This window comes from Pseudoalteromonas sp. 31A1 (assembly GCF_011378815.1).
In the GTDB taxonomy this organism is placed as follows: Bacteria; Pseudomonadota; Gammaproteobacteria; order Enterobacterales; family Alteromonadaceae; genus Pseudoalteromonas; species Pseudoalteromonas arctica.
On the sequence record NZ_WTKY01000001.1, the window covers coordinates 169,986 to 187,664 of the forward strand.

At 39.3% G+C, this 17,679-nt stretch carries 17 protein-coding genes; 14 read left to right on the forward strand and 3 right to left on the reverse strand.

All coding sequences use genetic code 11. From position 1 onward, the window contains the following. Positions 1-724: 724 nt before the first annotated feature. Genes GQR52_RS00820 through GQR52_RS00835 form a run of 4 tightly spaced genes read left to right on the forward strand, consistent with a single transcriptional unit; the run spans position 725 to position 5,358 of the window. Positions 725-1,729, forward strand: a complete 1,005-nt coding sequence (locus GQR52_RS00820; RefSeq protein ID WP_165725142.1) for a Fe(3+) ABC transporter substrate-binding protein — start codon at positions 725-727, stop codon at positions 1,727-1,729. Then, complete coding sequence (locus GQR52_RS00825; protein WP_165727150.1) at positions 1,729-3,360, forward strand: iron ABC transporter permease; 1,632 nt, start codon at positions 1,729-1,731, stop codon at positions 3,358-3,360. The genes GQR52_RS00820 and GQR52_RS00825 overlap by 1 nt, the downstream gene beginning before the upstream one ends. Next, positions 3,361-4,410, forward strand: a complete 1,050-nt coding sequence (locus GQR52_RS00830) for an ABC transporter ATP-binding protein (RefSeq protein ID WP_165727151.1) — start codon at positions 3,361-3,363, stop codon at positions 4,408-4,410. It abuts the gene before it with no gap. A 48-nt stretch (positions 4,411-4,458) separates the two neighbouring features. After that, the gene (locus tag GQR52_RS00835; RefSeq protein ID WP_165727152.1) at positions 4,459-5,358 is read left to right on the forward strand and encodes a Dyp-type peroxidase; all 900 of its coding nucleotides are present in this window, start codon (positions 4,459-4,461) and stop codon (positions 5,356-5,358) included. Between the two features lie 7 nt (positions 5,359-5,365). Here GQR52_RS00835 and argR read toward each other — a convergent pair whose 3' ends face one another. Then, a complete protein-coding gene (gene argR / locus GQR52_RS00840; protein WP_002957753.1) occupies positions 5,366-5,833 on the reverse strand; it encodes a transcriptional regulator ArgR in 468 nt (155 codons plus the stop codon). A 225-nt stretch (positions 5,834-6,058) separates the two neighbouring features. On the opposite strand from argR, the gene mdh reads away from it, so the two are divergent. Further along, on the forward strand, positions 6,059-6,991 hold the full coding sequence (gene mdh / locus GQR52_RS00845; RefSeq protein ID WP_007586102.1) for a malate dehydrogenase: 933 nt from the start codon (positions 6,059-6,061) through the stop codon (positions 6,989-6,991). A gap of 86 nt (positions 6,992-7,077) precedes the next feature. Here the strand turns inward: mdh and ispB are convergent, their stop codons facing one another. Beyond that, positions 7,078-8,049, reverse strand: coding sequence for an octaprenyl diphosphate synthase (gene ispB, locus GQR52_RS00850; RefSeq protein ID WP_007586099.1), 972 nt, complete (start codon positions 8,047-8,049; stop codon positions 7,078-7,080). Between the two features lie 422 nt (positions 8,050-8,471). Between ispB and rplU the strand changes: the two genes are divergently transcribed. From rplU to GQR52_RS00885, 7 genes are all read left to right on the forward strand, one after another. Then, positions 8,472-8,783, forward strand: coding sequence for a 50S ribosomal protein L21 (gene rplU / locus GQR52_RS00855; RefSeq protein ID WP_002957748.1), 312 nt, complete (start codon positions 8,472-8,474; stop codon positions 8,781-8,783). 16 nt (positions 8,784-8,799) lie between these two features. Then, entirely contained in the window at positions 8,800-9,057 is a 258-nt protein-coding gene (rpmA, locus tag GQR52_RS00860) for a 50S ribosomal protein L27 (RefSeq protein ID WP_002957747.1), read from the forward strand. 140 nt (positions 9,058-9,197) lie between these two features. Next, on the forward strand, positions 9,198-10,355 hold the full coding sequence (gene cgtA / locus GQR52_RS00865) for an Obg family GTPase CgtA (protein ID WP_007586086.1): 1,158 nt from the start codon (positions 9,198-9,200) through the stop codon (positions 10,353-10,355). Between the two features lie 73 nt (positions 10,356-10,428). Then, positions 10,429-10,920 (forward strand): type 3 dihydrofolate reductase, encoded by a 492-nt coding sequence (gene folA, locus GQR52_RS00870; protein ID WP_165727153.1) that lies wholly within the window; start codon positions 10,429-10,431, stop codon positions 10,918-10,920. Positions 10,921-10,998: 78 nt separating this feature from the next. Further along, positions 10,999-11,376: a DUF3718 domain-containing protein gene (locus GQR52_RS00875; protein ID WP_007586082.1), complete on the forward strand. Its 378-nt coding sequence runs from the start codon at positions 10,999-11,001 to the stop codon at positions 11,374-11,376. 297 nt (positions 11,377-11,673) lie between these two features. Beyond that, entirely contained in the window at positions 11,674-12,558 is an 885-nt protein-coding gene (gene galU / locus GQR52_RS00880; protein ID WP_165727154.1) for a UTP--glucose-1-phosphate uridylyltransferase GalU, read from the forward strand. Between the two features lie 188 nt (positions 12,559-12,746). Beyond that, entirely contained in the window at positions 12,747-13,220 is a 474-nt protein-coding gene (locus GQR52_RS00885) for a peroxiredoxin (RefSeq protein ID WP_007586078.1), read from the forward strand. 104 nt (positions 13,221-13,324) lie between these two features. On the opposite strand, the gene GQR52_RS00890 is transcribed toward GQR52_RS00885, so the two are convergent. After that, entirely contained in the window at positions 13,325-15,451 is a 2,127-nt protein-coding gene (locus tag GQR52_RS00890) for a S8 family peptidase (RefSeq protein ID WP_165727155.1), read from the reverse strand. Between the two features lie 328 nt (positions 15,452-15,779). On the opposite strand from GQR52_RS00890, the gene GQR52_RS00895 reads away from it, so the two are divergent. Next, the gene (locus GQR52_RS00895) at positions 15,780-16,964 is read left to right on the forward strand and encodes an NAD(P)/FAD-dependent oxidoreductase (RefSeq protein ID WP_165727156.1); all 1,185 of its coding nucleotides are present in this window, start codon (positions 15,780-15,782) and stop codon (positions 16,962-16,964) included. A gap of 272 nt (positions 16,965-17,236) precedes the next feature. Beyond that, positions 17,237-17,488 (forward strand): hypothetical protein, encoded by a 252-nt coding sequence (locus GQR52_RS00900; protein ID WP_165727157.1) that lies wholly within the window; start codon positions 17,237-17,239, stop codon positions 17,486-17,488. The last annotated feature ends 191 nt before the right edge of the window (positions 17,489-17,679 follow it).

Genomic DNA, 17,679 nt, shown 5'->3' on the forward strand with positions numbered 1-17,679 from the left:
GAATCTTCTAATTTTCTGCATCCTGCAATTGAACTTAATCAACTCCAATTTTTACTAATCCATGTTTATTACTATATTACTTTTTAGTTCTATGTAATGTAGACCATCCGGGCCTGTATCCTTAAATTCCTAAATATCCTGTAGGGTAAATACTATTACCAAATCCTTAATTACACTTCCTAGTGTATCCCTATTTTAACCAATCCATTGTGTTGCCTTAAAGGCCTGTCCATTTATTCCTTAAACATCCTGTTAAACAACTTAGCCGTGTTGTTATCCTTTTCGCATCTTCCTGACGCTGTCCTTTTTACAACATCGCGTTGTGATACTCATCCTGAGCCTGTCCTAAAATCCGTGTTGTCCTGGTAACCTAATCATTGGTTGGTTGAGTAAGCAGTCCATTTCCTTTTACTCAATAAGCGTCATTGCTTGGTTGATGCGTAAATTATAGTGCAATAGAGCAACTAAAATAGGGATAAAACTACATTCAATTAGTATTTATGCAATAGTAATAATGTAAAAGTTCAATTAATACAGGTTGTTAGGTTGTTTTTGTGTGTTTTTTATCTTGATTTTTACTCATTAGCTGTCACATCCGTGAGACATCTCTTACACTGCATTTCCTTTTTGGGCGTTATTTACATATTTACATTTATTTAAAGTGTGCACTTTTTGAATGAGCGCGGTAGAATTCAATGATAATAACAATTATTTAGGTGAAATAATGAAGACAGTATTTACACTTGTTTTAGGATTAGCAGCATCGGCACCAGCCTTTGCAAGTGACGTTGTTAATATCTATTCTTTTCGTCAGCCGTTTTTGATTCAGCCAATTTTAGAAGATTTTACAAAACAAACGGGAATAAAAACCAATGTTGTTTTTGCTAAAAAAGGGTTAATTGAGCGTGTTAAACGTGAAGGTAAGCACAGTAAAGCCGATTTAGTATTAACCTCTAATTTTAGTGCGCTTATTCAATTAGAAGATTTAAAATTAACACAAACTATAAAAAGTGACAGTGTAAATAATAACGTGCCTGCAGCTTTTCGTGACGGTGATGGCCAATGGGTCGCGCTCACTAAGCGAGTGCGTAATGTGTATTCATCAAAAGAGCGAGTTGGTGAGTTACCTAAGCTCACTTATGAAGATTTAGCAGATCCTAAATACAAAGGACAAATTTGTACGCGATCAGGCAAACATCCATATAACTTAGGTTTAGTGGCTTCTATGATTGCACACCATGGTGAAGCGCAAACCAAAGAGTGGCTTGAAGGTGTTAAGGCTAATTTAGCACGTAAACCTCAAGGTAACGATCGTGCTCAAGTTAAAGCAGTTAAAGAAGGTTTATGTAACTTGGCATTAGGTAATAGTTACTATCTTGGTAAAATGCTAGAAGATAAAGAGCAAAAAGGTTGGGCAGAGGCCGTAAATATTAACTTTCCAAATCAAACTAATCGTGGCTCACACATAAATGTTTCGGGTGCGGTTATTACCAAATATGCTAAAAACCCTGAAAATGCATTAAAGCTCATAGAATATATGACCGACAGCAAAGCACAAAACATGTATGCCTCATTAAATATGGAGTATCCAGTTAAGTCGGGTGTTGAACTATCAAGTTTGGTTGCCTCTTGGGGGAGTTTTAAAGAAGACAGCTTGCCACTTGATGAGATTAGTAAATATCGTCCGTTAGCGCTTAAGCTAATTGATGAGGTGAAGTTCGATCTTTAATGACTAATAAATTTAAGCTGTCTAAATGGCAGCTCTTTGCGTGGTCGACTGGCTTAATTCTATCGGCCCCGTTGTTTTTTCTTCTTTTTGAATCTCTACAAGGTAGCTCTGAGGTGTTTTCCCACCTGTGGGATACCGTGCTTTGGGATTACATAACCAATACCGTATTGCTTGTTTTAGGTGTTTGCGTCCTTAGCTGCGCCATAGCTTTGCCACTTGGGTGGCTAACGGCTTACTGTAGTTTCCCGGGTAAAAAACAGTTTGAATGGGCACTTATGCTGCCCCTTGCTATGCCCACCTATATTATTGCCTATGTATACACTGATTTATTAGATTATGCGGGCCCGGTGCAAATAGCGCTGAGAGAATGGTTTGGCTGGCAATCGCCTAATGACTATTGGTTTTTTGATATACGTACATTACCCGGGGCCATCGTTATGATTGCCTTGGTGCTTTATCCGTATTTATTTTTGATTTTTAAAACGGCTCTTCGCGAGCAGTCATTCAAATTAGTACAAGCTAGCCAGTTAATGGGATTATCTCCTTGGCAAAGTTTCTTTAAAGTAAGCTTAGTACTCTCTCGTGGGGCTATTGTGGCGGCTCTTGCGCTTATAAGTATGGAAACCATGGCTGACTTTGCAACAGTGAGTTATTTTGCCGTAAGTACATTAACGACTGCCGTATACGATACGTGGTTTGGTTATTACTCACTTACAGCGGCAGCTAAAATATCGGGTGTGATGTTATTACTGTTATTTTTAGCATTAATGGCAGAGCGCTTTAGTCGTCGTAACCAAGCGGTATTTGAGCGCCAATCAAGTGTAAATAGTGAATCTCTCTATGTATTAAAAGGAAAGTCAGCTTGGCTCGCAACGGCATTTTGCAGCTTTATTTTATTTATCGCGTTTGTAATCCCTATTGCAGTACTTATAAATTACGCCATTACCTACTTTGATAAAGCATGGAATGTAGAGTTTTTTAGTTACGCTTGGCAAAGTTTAAAAGTGGCTGGGGTTGTGAGCCTAATAACGATTACGTTGAGTATTTTTGTCGTTTTTTATCAGCGTGTGGCAAAGCAAACGTATCCGCTTATTCCTGGGCGTTTAGCAAGCACAGGATATGCGTTGCCTGGCACAGTACTCGCTATTGCGGTTTTGTTACCACTTACATTATTAGAGAACACCATTAACACAGCGCTCGAGCCGTATAATTTAGATATTGGCTTACTGCTTACAGGTAGCATTCTTACTATTATTATTGCTTATATTGTTAGGTTTTACGCCATTGCACACGGAGCAATTGAGTCGAGTTTTTTACGTATTAGCCCATCACTTGATATGGCAAGCCAATCAATGGGTAAAAGCCAAGGACAAACACTGCGTTTAGTGCACCTACCTTTACTGCGAAGAGGATTGCTTACTGCTGCTTTATTGGTATTTATTGAGTGCATGAAAGAACTGCCGGCTGCGCTATTGCTCAGGCCGTTTAATTTTGAAAGCTTAGCTACTCATGTATTTCAGTATGTGAGTGACGAGCAGTTAGAGCTTGCTTCTATATCGGCATTATTTATTGTTATTGTTGGGTTTATTCCTTTGTATTTTATTAATCGTTCTATGGAGCAGCGTAGTTAAATGAGTAGTTTAATTTTACAAGGCGTGAGCTATCACTATAACGGTACAAAGGTTATTCACGATTTAGATTTAACAGTGGGTAAAGATGAAATTATTTGTCTACTCGGAGCGAGTGGGTGCGGCAAAACGACCACGTTAAAAGCGATTGCAGGTTTAATTGAAGCTAAGCAAGGGTCTATTTTTATAGACGGTAAATTAGTGAGTGATGAGCAATCGTTTGTCTCGCCTGAGCACCGTAACATCGGCATGATGTTTCAAGACTATGCGTTGTTTCCGCATTTGACGGTGGCAAATAATATCGCATTTGGGCTTAGTAAAATGAGTAAAGCTCAAAAGCAGCAACGCGTAGATGAAATGCTTAAGCTGGTACATTTAATTGGCTGTGCCGACAGGTTCCCGCATCAGTTATCGGGTGGCCAACAGCAGCGTGTAGCTATTGCTCGTGCATTAGCTTATAAGCCTAGTTTATTGCTACTTGATGAGCCCTTTTCAAATATCGACACACAAGTACGCTTTGAATTAATTGCCGATATACGTCGAATTATTAAGGCAACCCAAGTATCTGCTGTGTTTGTTACACATTCAAAAGAAGAGGCGTTTGCCTTTTCAGATACACTTGCCATTATGCATCGCGGTAAAATTGAGCAACAAGGCACGCCTGAGCAGCTTTTTGCAGCTCCATGTTCAAAGGAGGTTGCAGAGTTTCTGGGTCAAGGCATATACTTGAGCGCAGAAGTATTAACAGCAACTGAATACAAAACACCATTTGGTTTAGTCGAATCTTATGTTGAGAGTAAGCATGACGTAAGCATAGGGCTTATATATGTACGTCCCCATCAAATAGAATTAGTGGCAGATAACCAAAGTGACAAATTTAGTAAGCGAGCTACAATCATAAGTCGTCGCTTTATTGGTTCGGCGTATGTTTATTCACTTGTTATTGATGAACAAGAAATTGAAGTTGCTGCACAATATGGCCAGTCATTTGAAAATAATGAGCAGGTTATAATAAAAATAAAACCTCACACGGTGAATTTTTTCGAATCGTAATTAATTTGTTATTCGCTGTGTTTTTATCTATAAAACTAAGGAATAACAATGGCGCAAGCGCAATCAGGGATTTGTGCTGAAGCAAACTTACACGGTTTGCACTTATTTTTTAATGTGTTTGATGGTCAAGATGAATCACTTCGCGCAAAGTTAAAACAAGTAAGCGCTATTGAAGAAGAATTTAGCGATCAATTTTCAGAATCAATGCTCTCTTGTATGGTTGCTATTGGTGCGCAATATTGGCCGCATATCCTCCCTGAATACATCCCAAGCGAATTACAGAGCTTTCCTAATATAAACCATAGCGATCATCAAATGAGCGTACAACCGTGCGATTTATTTGTGCAAATTCGCTCTGACCGTGAAGACGTTAACCATTTATTTGCGCTGCAAATTTTAAAACTATTTGCCCCCGATGTTGAGCTGGTGGAGCAAATTCGTAATTTTCGCTTTTTAGATGGTCGTGATTTTAATGGTTTTATTTATGGTGGCGACACCGCACATGGAAGAAAAAAGCGCGCTACGGCTTTAATTAGTAACCCTGGCAATTTTGAAGATCAGGGGAGTTATATTCATGTACAGCGTTATAAGCATGATTTAACTATGTGGCAGCACTTATCATTGAGTGAGCAAGAACAAATAATGGGGCGTACGCGCCTTGATAACACACTAATTATCCCCGCGATTGAAACCAGCCATGCTTCACGTAGTGAGCTAAAAGACGAAGACGGACAACCGCTATTATTAAATCAGAGCATGCCTTATGGCGATGTGTATGAGCAGGGAATGTTATCAATTACATGCGCTAGTACGGGTACTGCATTTGAAAAAGTACTTAAAAGTCGTTTAGGAGAAGGTGATTGCTACGACCACTGGCTTGATTTTACTCAAGCCGATATGGGTTCTGCTTTCTTTGCGCCTTCAGTCGGGTTTTTAAAACAAATTTAGTTTGCTATTAAACCGTATCAAATAAAATGCGAACACGTTCAAGTGTTACATCTATTTCAGATATTTTAGCAGGAGCGATAAAAATAGTATCGTCGCCTGCAATTGTTCCTAGTACGCCATCTGCTTTACCTAATGAATCTAATAAACGCGCGATAAGCTGAGCGGCGCCTGGACTGGTACGAATAATGATCATCATTTCGTTGTGCATAATGTCGATTACTAATTGGCGTAATGGGCTTTTAGCCGTAGGTACACCCATTTCAGCTGGTAAGCAGTAAACCATTTCTTGTTTGGCGTTACGTGTGCGTACAGCACCAAATTTACTTAGCATGCGCGATACTTTACTTTGGCTTATATTGTCAAAGCCTTGATCTTTTAATGCATCAACTATTTCGCCTTGAGAGCCAAAATTTTCTTCTTTTAATAGTGATTTAAATGCTTTTACCAGTGCTTCTTGTTTATCTTGTGGTTGCATAGTCTTTATTCGTTTTTGTTATTTATGCCGCAAATTCTACACAAAAATGAATAATTATGCAGCAGTTGTTTAGTTAACTTGCCAGTTTGATGCGTTAAATCACAAAAGTTTACGACTATGGTCGAAAATATACTTGAAATAGACAGGATAAATTTGTTTTTAGTCGCTAATTTCATTATCTTAAGAGCCACAAATGTTTCCTACCTCAAATTACGGAGAATTCCAATGAAAGTTGCTGTATTAGGTGCTGCAGGCGGTATCGGCCAAGCGTTGTCTTTATTATTAAAAACAGGCTTACCAGCTGGCTCTGAATTATCACTTTATGATGTTGCACCAGTAGTACCAGGTGTTGCGGTTGACCTTTCTCACATCCCAACAGATGTTAAAGTAGCAGGCTTTGGCGCAGACGAATTAAACAAAGCGCTTGAAGGCTCTGACATCGTTCTTATCCCAGCGGGTATGCCACGTAAACCAGGTATGGATCGTGCTGATTTATTTAATGTAAATGCTGGTATCATCAAAACTTTAGCAGAAGGCATTGTTGCTAGCTGTCCTAAAGCGTTAGTAGGTATTATTACTAACCCAGTAAATGGCACAGTTCCAATCGTTGCTGAAGTATTCAAAAAAGCAGGTACTTACGACGCTAAACGCGTATTCGGTATTACTACGCTTGACGTTATTCGTTCAGAAGCATTTGTTGCTGAACTTAAAGGCGTAGACGTAGCAACTGTTAAAGTACCAGTAATTGGTGGTCACTCAGGCACAACTATTCTGCCTCTACTTTCTCAAGTTGAAGGTGTTTCTTTCACAGATGAAGAAGTTGCTGCACTTACTCCACGTATCCAAAATGCGGGTACTGAAGTTGTAAATGCTAAAGCAGGCGGTGGTTCAGCTACGCTATCTATGGGTGCTGCTGCAGCTCGTTTTTGTATGTCTTTAGTTAAAGGCCTACAGGGTGAAGAAGTTGTAGATTACGCTTACGTTGCTGTTGAAAATGGCGATGCAGAGTACTTTGCACATCCAGTACGTTTAGGTAAAAACGGCGTAGAAGAAATTCTTTCTTACGGCGAACTAAGCGCATTTGAAACAAAAGCAAAAAATGACATGCTTGAAACACTGAAAAAAGACATCAAAGAAGGTGTTGATTTCATGGCGTAATAGCCAAAGTAGAATAATAAAAAAGCCTGCATTTGCAGGCTTTTTTATTGCTCAGAATTAATTTCACACTGTGTAACTAGTTAAAACTAGTGGTCGCGGTCAACCGCAATACGAGCAAGGCTTATGAGTGCTTGCTTATAGTCAGACTCAGCTAAAAAGTCTAAACACGCAATAGCTTTGTCAGCTTCAAGCTCTGCTTTTTGCATTGTAAATTCAAGCGCATTAGTTTGCTTTAGTGCCGATAGAATGTCTTCTAAATGCTCCATACCATTACTGTGCTCTATCGCATCACGAATAAGCTGCGTTTGCTGCTCACTACCATGTTGCATAGCATAAATAAGTGGAAGCGTTGGTTTGCCTTCAGCTAAATCATCACCAATGTTTTTACCCAACTGCTCAGCATCTGCATTGTAATCGAGTACATCATCTACTAGCTGAAACGCAGTACCTAAATGCATACCATATAGGTTTAGTGCATCGAGAGTAGTTTGGTCTTGCTCAGTAATAATGGCAGCAAGGCCTGTCGCTGCTTCAAACAACTTAGCTGTTTTAGAGTAAATAACCTGCATATAACTGGCTTCGGTCGTATCTGGGTCGTTGCAGTTCATTAACTGCAATACTTCACCTTCAGCAATAATGTTTGTTGCATCGGCAAGTACTTGCATAACCTGCATTTTTCCAAGGCCAACCATAAGCTGAAATGAACGAGTGTAAATAAAGTCACCAACCAATACGCTAGCAGCATTACCAAATTCAGCATTTGCTGTAGGTGTGCCACGTCGTAAGTTTGATTCATCTACAACATCATCATGCAATAGCGTTGCTGTATGAATAAACTCAACAATTGTTGCAAGTGTTATGTGATCTTTACCCTGATAACCGAGCGCTTTGGCTGCTAAAATCGCGAGCATTGGACGAACGCGTTTGCCGCCACTGCTAACTATATATAAACCAAGCTGATTAACTAACGCCACATCTGAGCGCATTTGCGCATGTATAAGTTGATTGACGTCATTCATATCGCTTTCGATTAACGCCTGGATAGCTTTTATATCCATTGATCTCCGAGCCAATTTTTATGTGTGAACGGCGCAGATTGTACAACAAAAAATGCACTAGCTCGATATTTTGTGACGATTGATTGAAAAAACACTATTAAAGTACTTAATTTAGACTGAATTAGCCAAGATAACTGATTAATTGATAATCAATATACAGTTTGTGGTGTGCTTAGATATTAAGCTGTGAGGGTCATATTTGAGTACATTAATTTATTTCGACTAAGAGTTAAAAAGCGCTTGGCAAAAGGGCTAATTAATATAAAATGGGGTAAATATTGAATTGCTCTCAAAGCAGCTACTTTTTATTCATTTTAATTACAAAATAGGCTTGCTAGTTATTTCGCGTTAGCGTAAACTTCGCGCCCTATCGAAGAATATTTTAGTTGCGCCGATTTGAGGGTGCACAGACGGAGTTAATTATGTACGCGGTTTTCCAAAGTGGTGGTAAACAGCATCGTGTGACTGAAGGTCAAACGATTCGTCTTGAAAAATTAGACGTTGAAACTGGTGCGGCAGTAGAATTTGATTCAGTACTTTTAGTTGCTGATGGTGAGAAAATCGAGATCGGTGTACCGTTCGTAAACGGTGGCAAGATAACAGCTGAGGTTGTTTCACATGGTCGCGGTGAGAAGATTAAGGTTGTTAAATTTAGACGCCGTAAGCATTCTCGTAAGCAAATGGGCCATCGTCAATGGTTCACTGAAGTTAAAATCACTAGCATTAGCGCTTAATTAGAGGTACTTAGAAATGGCACATAAAAAAGCAGCTGGTAGTACTCGTAACGGTCGCGATTCAGAAAGCAAACGCCTAGGTGTTAAGCGTTTTGGTGGCGAATCAGTTCTAGCGGGTAGCATCATTGTTCGTCAGCGTGGAACTCGTTTCCACCCTGGTACTAACGTAGGTATCGGTAAAGACCACACTATCTTCGCAAAAGCAGATGGTAAAGTTCAGTTTGAACAAAAAGGTCCTTTAAACCGTAAATACGTAACTATCGTAACTGAGTAATCAGTAAGGTAGTTAAAAACCCCGCCTTTGCGGGGTTTTTTGTTTTGTAGTCAGTCAAAATATATACCCAAGCCTGCATTTGTGTTGGCTTGGGTATATAATAGAGTTATTAAACAAGCCAATCCCTAAAGTGAGTAATCATGAAGTTTGTAGATGAAGTAGAAATTCGCGCAGAAGCTGGAGACGGTGGCAGCGGCATCGTGTCTTTCCGTCGTGAAAAATATGTTCCAGATGGTGGACCAGACGGCGGTGACGGTGGAGACGGTGGTAGTGTTTATCTACAAGCTGATGAAAACTTAAATACCCTAATTGATTATCAGTTTGAGCGCTTTCATAGAGCTGAACGTGGTACTAACGGTCGTAGCCGTAACTGTACAGGCCGAAAAGCCGATGACTTATTTGTTATGGTGCCTGTAGGCACGCGCATCATGGATGTTGATACCCAAGAGGGACTTGGCGACTTAACTCAAGATGGTCAACGAATTTTGGTTGCAAAAGGTGGTTTCCACGGCTTGGGGAATGCACGTTTTAAATCAAGTACTAACCGAGCACCTCGTCAAAAAACATTGGGCACACCCGGTGAAGTACGTAACTTAAAGTTAGAGTTACTATTATTAGCTGATGTGGGCTTGCTAGGATTACCAAATGCAGGTAAATCTACGTTTATCCGCAGTGTATCTGCAGCAAGACCAAAAGTAGCTGATTACCCATTCACGACGCTTATTCCTAATTTAGGTGTGGTACGTCCTGAAGCAAATAAATCATTTGTTATAGCCGATATTCCGGGTCTAATTGAAGGTGCATCTGATGGTGCAGGCCTAGGTATTCGCTTCTTGAAGCATTTAGAGCGTTGTCGTGTGTTATTGCACATTATTGATGTAATGCCGGTAGATGGTTCAAACCCTGTTGATAATGCATTCTCGATTATTAACGAGCTACACCAATACAGCCCTAAATTAGCTGAAAAGCCACGCTGGTTAGTGTTTAATAAAATAGATTTATTACCAGAAGATGAAGCAAAAGCGCTATGCGAAGCGATTGCAGAAGAGCTGGGCGAAACTGAAAATATTTATCACATTTCAGCAATTAATAAACTTAATACTCAACCTTTAATCCACAACATAATGACACTACTTGATAGCATGCCTAAAGAGAAGTTTGTACAAGTTGAAGATGAAGAAGTTGAATTTAAGTGGGATACCTATCATGAAAAAGCCACTAAAGGTAAAGGCAATGATGATGATTGGGACGACTGGGATGAAGATGATTACGACGTAGAAGTTGTCTACGAGCGTTAATTAAATAGAATTTATTAAAAAGGAGCTTATGCTCCTTTTTCTTTGTTTAAGAATAAAGTACTAGGTGTTTATTATGATAATTTCAATGATTGCAGCAATGGCAAATAACCGTGTAATTGGCCTAGATAATAAAATGCCATGGCATTTACCTGCGGATCTTCAGCATTTTAAAAAAATAACTACGGGTAAACCTGTGATCATGGGTCGTAAAACTTTTGAGTCAATAGGCCGTCCTTTACCCGGGCGTCGTAATATTATTATTACTCGAAACAGCGAATATACTGCACAGGGTATTGAAGTGGTAACCACACCAGAGGCCGCACTAGAACTAGTTTGTGCTGTTGAAGAAGTAATGATTATTGGTGGCGGTAATATTTATGAGCAATTTTTACCAAAAGCAGAACGCTTGTATTTAACCTTTATTGATTTAGATATTAAAGGCGATACACAGTTTCCTGATTACAATAAAGTTGCTAATTGGAACGTGAAAGAAGAGCAACAAAACCTTCCTGATGAAAAAAACAAATCTAGTTATAAATTCGTAACTTTGTATAAAGAACATTAACATTATTGCGTAATTTTTGATAGATTGATATAATATTCGATAGTCTATATAAGAACAAAGTATTATAAAGGGTTTGTCATGTTTAAATTACCAAAGCTAGTTGCACTTACTGCTGTTGTCGCTGTAAGTTCTTTTTCGTATACAGCACCTGCAAATGCTGAAGATCAATTAGCAGTATCTATTTGTGAATATATTGCGGCAGACGATAAAAACCGATTACGCAGCAAGCTTAAAAGCTCTCGTGTAAAAATTCGTAATATTTATGATGCAGTACAATGTAATGGTAATAACTTATTACGTCATGCTGTTGCTAGTAATGCAGTGGATACTGGTGAGTATATAGTTAAAAACTTATCAAAAAGTGCGTTAACAGATGGTGCTGATATTGCTTGGGCTGAAGGCAACTTTGCTAGCTCACCACTTATTGCAGTGATTAAAGATCGCGCTGGTCTTTAATTATAAAAAGGTTTTATAACTCTACCTTCAGTAAGGTATTGTTAAATATTGATTAGTCTGAAGTTGTTATTAATAACAATCTCAGGCTTTTTTATTTAGCTAATGTAATCTCACCCCCCCCCCAACAAAATCATTAATAAGTTCACTATTTACCTATCTATTTTATATTCCCAAAGTGTAGAGTCTTCACTTTAAAAGCAGCTTCAAATTTACTCCTTCAAAAGAGGTAACTTTATTCAGCTGGTATCTATTTTGTATCTGCTAGTTTATTTACAAACTTAATCACTAAGGATAGATATGAAAGCTGTAATTCCAGTAGCAGGCTTAGGGACGAGAATGCTCCCTATGACAAAAGCTATTCCAAAAGAAATGCTCCCTATAGTTGATAAACCTCTAATTCAATATATTGTCAGCGAATGTGTATCTGCCGGTATTAAAGATATTGTATTAGTTACACACAGCTCTAAAAATGCAATCGAAAACCATTTTGATACAAGTTACGAGCTAGAAGCTACTCTTGAAAAACGTGTTAAACGTGCTTTATTAGATGAGATTCGCTCTATTTGTCCGCCTGATGTCACCATTATGAGTGTACGCCAAGGTGAAGCTAAAGGGCTAGGGCATGCTATTTTGTGTGCTAAGCCAATAGTTGGTGACGATAACTTTGTAGTGCTCCTGCCAGATGTGATACTTGATGCTTATACAGCGGACCAAAAAACTGAAAACTTAGCGGCCATGATTAAACGCTTTAAAGAAACTCAAGCAAGTCAAATAATGCTTGAGCCAGTAGCTAAAGAAGACATTAGTAAATATGGTATTGCTGATATAAACGGTGTTGAGTTAATGCCAGGTAAAAGTGCTGCAATTAAAGCAATGGTTGAAAAACCTGATGCAGATTTAGCACCTTCAAATCTTGCTGTTGTAGGGCGATATGTACTGAGTAAGAATATTTGGCCTCTACTTGCAAAAACGTCTGTAGGTGCTGGCGGTGAAATACAACTTACAGATTCTATTGACGCATTAATGGCACAAGAAACTGTTGAAGCATTCCATATGAGTGGTCGCTCTCACGATTGCGGAGATAAGTTAGGCTATTTAAAAGCAATTGTCGAGTACAGCATGCGGGATAAAAAGTTAGGTAATGACTTTTCTCGCTTTATAAACGATTTGAATTTACCTTAACTACAGAGCAATAAATTTTATGAAAACTATAGAAGCTAAAATAGTTTTCATAAAATGTAGTGAACGCGGTCTATAAACCTTTGCTAGACTACTCTGGGTTACTAAGTTAGTTACACTTTACCTACACTGTAATAGGTTACGTAGTATGATTGTTACTTATTCTGTATTGATCTTTTAAAGGAACCACCATGATTGAGCAAGGCCAAGAATTACCATCGGTTACGTTAACGCAATTAACTGACGACGGTATGCAATCTCTTACAAACAAAGAGTTGTTTGAAGGTAAAAAAGTCGTGTTATTTGCAGTGCCAGGTGCATTTACACCAACGTGTTCAAATGCACATCTACCTGAATTTATTACTCTTGCTGATAAAATTAAAGCAAAAGGTGTTGATGCTATTTACTGTGTATCTGTTAATGACGCATTTGTTATGAAAGCATGGGGCGACTCGCAAAACGCGCAAGAAATTACAATGCTTGCTGATGGCGATGGAAGTTTCACTAAATCGTTAGGGCTTGATAAAGATACCGCTAGTTTTGGTGGTTTACGTTCAACGCGTTACGCTATGATTGTTGAAAATGCAGTAGTAACTGGTTTATTTGTAGAGCAAGACAAAGAGTTTGTTGTAAGCCGTGCAGAATCAGTACTAGAGAAGCTATAACAGTAATAAAATGTAGGTTTTAGCTTTAATTAATCAGCTACTTACTATTTAAAAACCGATGTTGGAAACAACATCGGTTTTTTATTTACGGCTCAAATTTTAAATTACGGTTGGTATTGTCCGCTAAGTGTTAAACCAGAGAAAGTGCTATAGGCGTTAACGCTTAAGTGCCAAGTACCTGCTTGTGGATTGGTAAATGTACATGTTTCTGCGTTGCCATTTTTATAAGGGCGACAATCGTACGTAGTGGTTGTTGGTTGGCTGCCATATTTTACAAATAAGTCTGCATCGCCACTTCCACCCGACGTTGTTACTGTAAACGTACTCATTCCTGCAGGTACATCTAACGTGTAATGTTTCCACTGACCAGTATTGGCTGTCACATCGCTTATAGTGCCGCCGCCTGCTTGTGGAGTGCCTGTACCGCCACCAGACGATGAACCACCAGTAATATTACCTACCAAGCTCACAGCTGAATACGCAGAGTAGCCGTTAAGCATTACGTGGTAAGTTCCCGCAGTAGGGTTATCAATAGAACACTCTTCGCTATTACCGCCTTTATAAGGGCGACAGTCATAGGTAGTAGTTGTAGGTTTACTGCCCGCACGTACGTATAAATCAGCATCACCAGTACCACCACTCATAGTGAATGTTACGTTAGTTGCACCGCTTGGTACGGTCATAGTGTAAAACGCTTGTGCATTTGCAGCCCCACTTAAACCTGTTTTAGCTTCACCATTAATAAGCTCGCTATCACCGCCTGTAGGCGGAGTAGTGCCGCCACTTGCAGCTGCAACAGCTGCGGCTGCATCAACAATACCCGTACCACAGCTAGTACATGTAGCAGGGAACGAACGGGTTGTTGATTTTAAAATACTTTCTATTTCGTCAGGCGTTGCATCTGGTTTTGCTTGCTTAATAAGTGCCGCAACACCTGCTACGTGAGGCGCAGCCATTGATGTACCTTGCGAATAACCGTAGCTGTCGCTTGAAGGTGTAGACGAACCTGAGTTATAAGTTGATAGAACACCCTCGGAGTCGTTTGCAAAACTTTGCGCGCCACCCGGTGCTGCAACATCAATATTGCTACCGTAGTTTGAGTAATAAGCTCGACCGCCATTACGACCTACTGATGCTACGTTTACTACACCATTACAGTTACCTGGGTTGTAGTTTGCGGAGTTATCGTTATCGTTACCTGCAGCAATAACTACCACAGTGCCGTTACTACGCGCGGTGTTAATTGCATTTTGAGTTGTAGAGCTACATGAACCGCTGCCACCTAAACTCATATTTATTACATCTGCAGGGTTTGAGTTAGCAGGAATGCCTGAAACACTTCCGCCAGATGCCCAAATAATACCATCTGCAATATCAGAGGTTAAACCACCACACTTACCAAGTACACGAACAGGCACTACTTTTGCGTTATAAGCTACGCCTGCAACACCTTCACCGTTATTGGTTACCGCAGCAACTGTGCCGGCTACGTGCGTGCCGTGCCAGCTAGAGTTTTGTGCACCGTTAGTGCCACATTCATTCGCAGCAACTGCATCACCAGGATCACGTGCATCGCTATCGCGACCACCGCCATCGTTAGCTACCGATAGGTTAGAGATCATATCGTAACCCGGTAAAATGTTAGCATTTAAATCGGCATGTGGGCGGTAACCCGTATCTAGTACAGCTACAACTACACCGCTACCCGTTGCGGTATCCCATGCAGTAGGTAAGTTTAAACCACCGGCTTGCTCGTAGTAGTGCCATTGGTCATCAAAGCGTGGATCGTTAGGAGTTGAAAACGGCTTTAACATTTGATCCACTTCAATGTATTCAACATTGCCTGAATCAACCATTTCTTGCATAAACTCTTGGGCCTCTGCCGCACTTAATTTTTTATCAGCACGCATTACGTGGTGGTTATTAAGTGCCATTGCACGAATATATTTTGCTTTTACTTTGCCTTTTTTAGAAGCGAAGTTTTTAACAAAGCTCTGTGCGCGCTTTTTCATGCTAGACGGGTTTGCGTCAGCAGTTGAAAAGCTCGCCATTTCGTTATTATTTTTATATTTAATAATGAACTGAGTTTCGAAACTGCCTTGGCTTTGTAGTTTAGCCGATGTTTCAGCCATTGAACTTGAAACTGATTGAGCCATGCCAGATGTTGCTGCAAAAAGCGTACTAACTGTAATTGCAATTGCGCATCTTTTAAAAGTTTTACTAGTTGTCATAATTATCCCTAGATTTTTATTTATTATTTCGTGATATAAGATCACGATGCGGGAACAAAAGTAAACGATCTGTTAACTAGGTTAAAATATCAATTTATTATGTACCTCTTTCATTTAGTTATAACCCAGGTTTTTAGCGGTTTACTCGTTGTTTAGTATTTGTCATATAAATTAAAAATAAGCATAAAGGGTTGTTTTATTGTGGGGGTAATTATTCCCTACTTATTACTGATGCGTTTTTGTTGTGTTATTACTAATAATTAAAATGCTGCGTTGTTAGCTATTAAACTTTGCTATAATCGAGCAAATTTTTTAATGAGATAAATAAATGACCCAAGTAGATGTAATTGTAATAGGTGCGGGAGCAGCAGGATTAATGTGTGCAGCGCAAGCTGGATACCGTGGCCGAAGCGTTACAGTACTTGATATGGGGAAAAAACCAGGTCGTAAAATTTTAATAAGTGGTGGTGGGCGTTGCAATTTTACAAATGAAAATGCAACCCCGGATAACTACTTATGCACAAACTCTCATTTTGTTAAATCATGCTTAAGTCGCTATACACAGCATGACTTTATTGAGCTGGTGGACAGGCATGGCTTGGCGTATCACCATAAAACACTAGGCCAGCTTTTTTGCGATAACAATGCACAAGACATTGTTGATATTTTACTGACCGAATGTGAGTGGGCCGGGGTAAATATAAAGCTACGCAATGAAGTGATCAGCGTATCAAAAACCGAAACTGGCTATAGTGTTACCACAGAGCAAGAAACATTAACCTGTGAGTCGTTAGTTATTGCATCGGGTGGCTTAACTATGCCTAAACTGGGTGCAACACCAATTGGCTATAAGGTTGCACAGCAGTTTGGGTTAAATGTATTGCCAACCATGGCTGCACTTGTTCCATTTACTTTGCACCAGCACGATAAAGACCGTTTTGAAGGACTTTCGGGAATTAGTATCCCTTGTGAAGTTTCAAGCGAAGATGGCTCCGTATTTAAAGAAAATATCCTCTTTACTCACCGAGGGTTATCGGGCCCTGCAATATTACAAATAAGCTCATTTTGGCGAGCAGGGCAGGCTGTTACTATAAACCTATTACCTGAAATAGATTTAAGGCAACAACTTGCTGATTGGCGTGAAACACAAGCCCAAAAGTCGTTAAAAAATAGCCTTGCAACTATTTTACCTAAACGCTTTATAGAAATACTGCACGAAAGCAAAGCGATACCAGATTGTAATATTAATCAGCTTACACATGCTCAAATAGATGAGTTGGTAAATTATATTCATGCTTGGCAAATTAAACCCAATGGCACAGAGGGCTATAGAACAGCTGAGGTAACATTGGGCGGTGTAGATACCGACGAGTTGAGCTCAAAAACCTTTGAAGCCAAAAAAGCCAAAGGCCTATACTTTATCGGCGAAGTAACCGATGTAACAGGTTGGTTAGGGGGCTACAATTTTCAGTATGCTTGGAGCTGTGGATTTGCTTGTGGGCAGTATGCTTAGGTATTATTCTATTTAGATCTAATAGTTTTATGTAGTCAGGATTACCTTGGCGAGAAAAGCTTGAGAAAATAGCTAATACTGAATTAATTAAAAAAGAACAAGAAATAGTTAATCGAACACAAAAACGATCTGCTTTTGTTCAATATTTTAAAAATGCGAACGAAACTGTAAAAATGCAAATCCTGTGTAAAAAACTAGGTCTTAGGCAACCTGAACAACTTTCAAAGTACGTCTATTGCTGGAACTCGTCTTGGGATGTATGGCGTACCGTTGTGTGGGTTTATAAAATTCATGGCAATAAAGGTTATATAATTGATGTAAACGATATCGCGAGTGATCCTTGGCTGGAATCTCTGTTGGGTTTCTCAATAGATCATGAAGCTTATGAATCTCGTCGAAAAATGGTTGGTTTTTGGCTAAAAAAACTATTCGAGTTAGGCTATCTAAGAAGAGTTGGGTGGACTAAATATGAAGTTGAAAACAGCCAGTTGAAAAGCTTTTTGCCTTGGGCATACATAAGATGATTGTGGTGCGTAGTACATAGTTAAGCATAGGGTTACTATTGCTTCTTTTTAGTATTAATAGTCAAATATTTTCAATCTGATTTAGTGGCAATTAGAGAAGTAGTTATTCAATCTTAACTTAAGTAAATTTGCGACTAATATATTTTTTTTGCAAAATAATTGCTTGTGCTTTTAAAAGGGTAAATGTTATT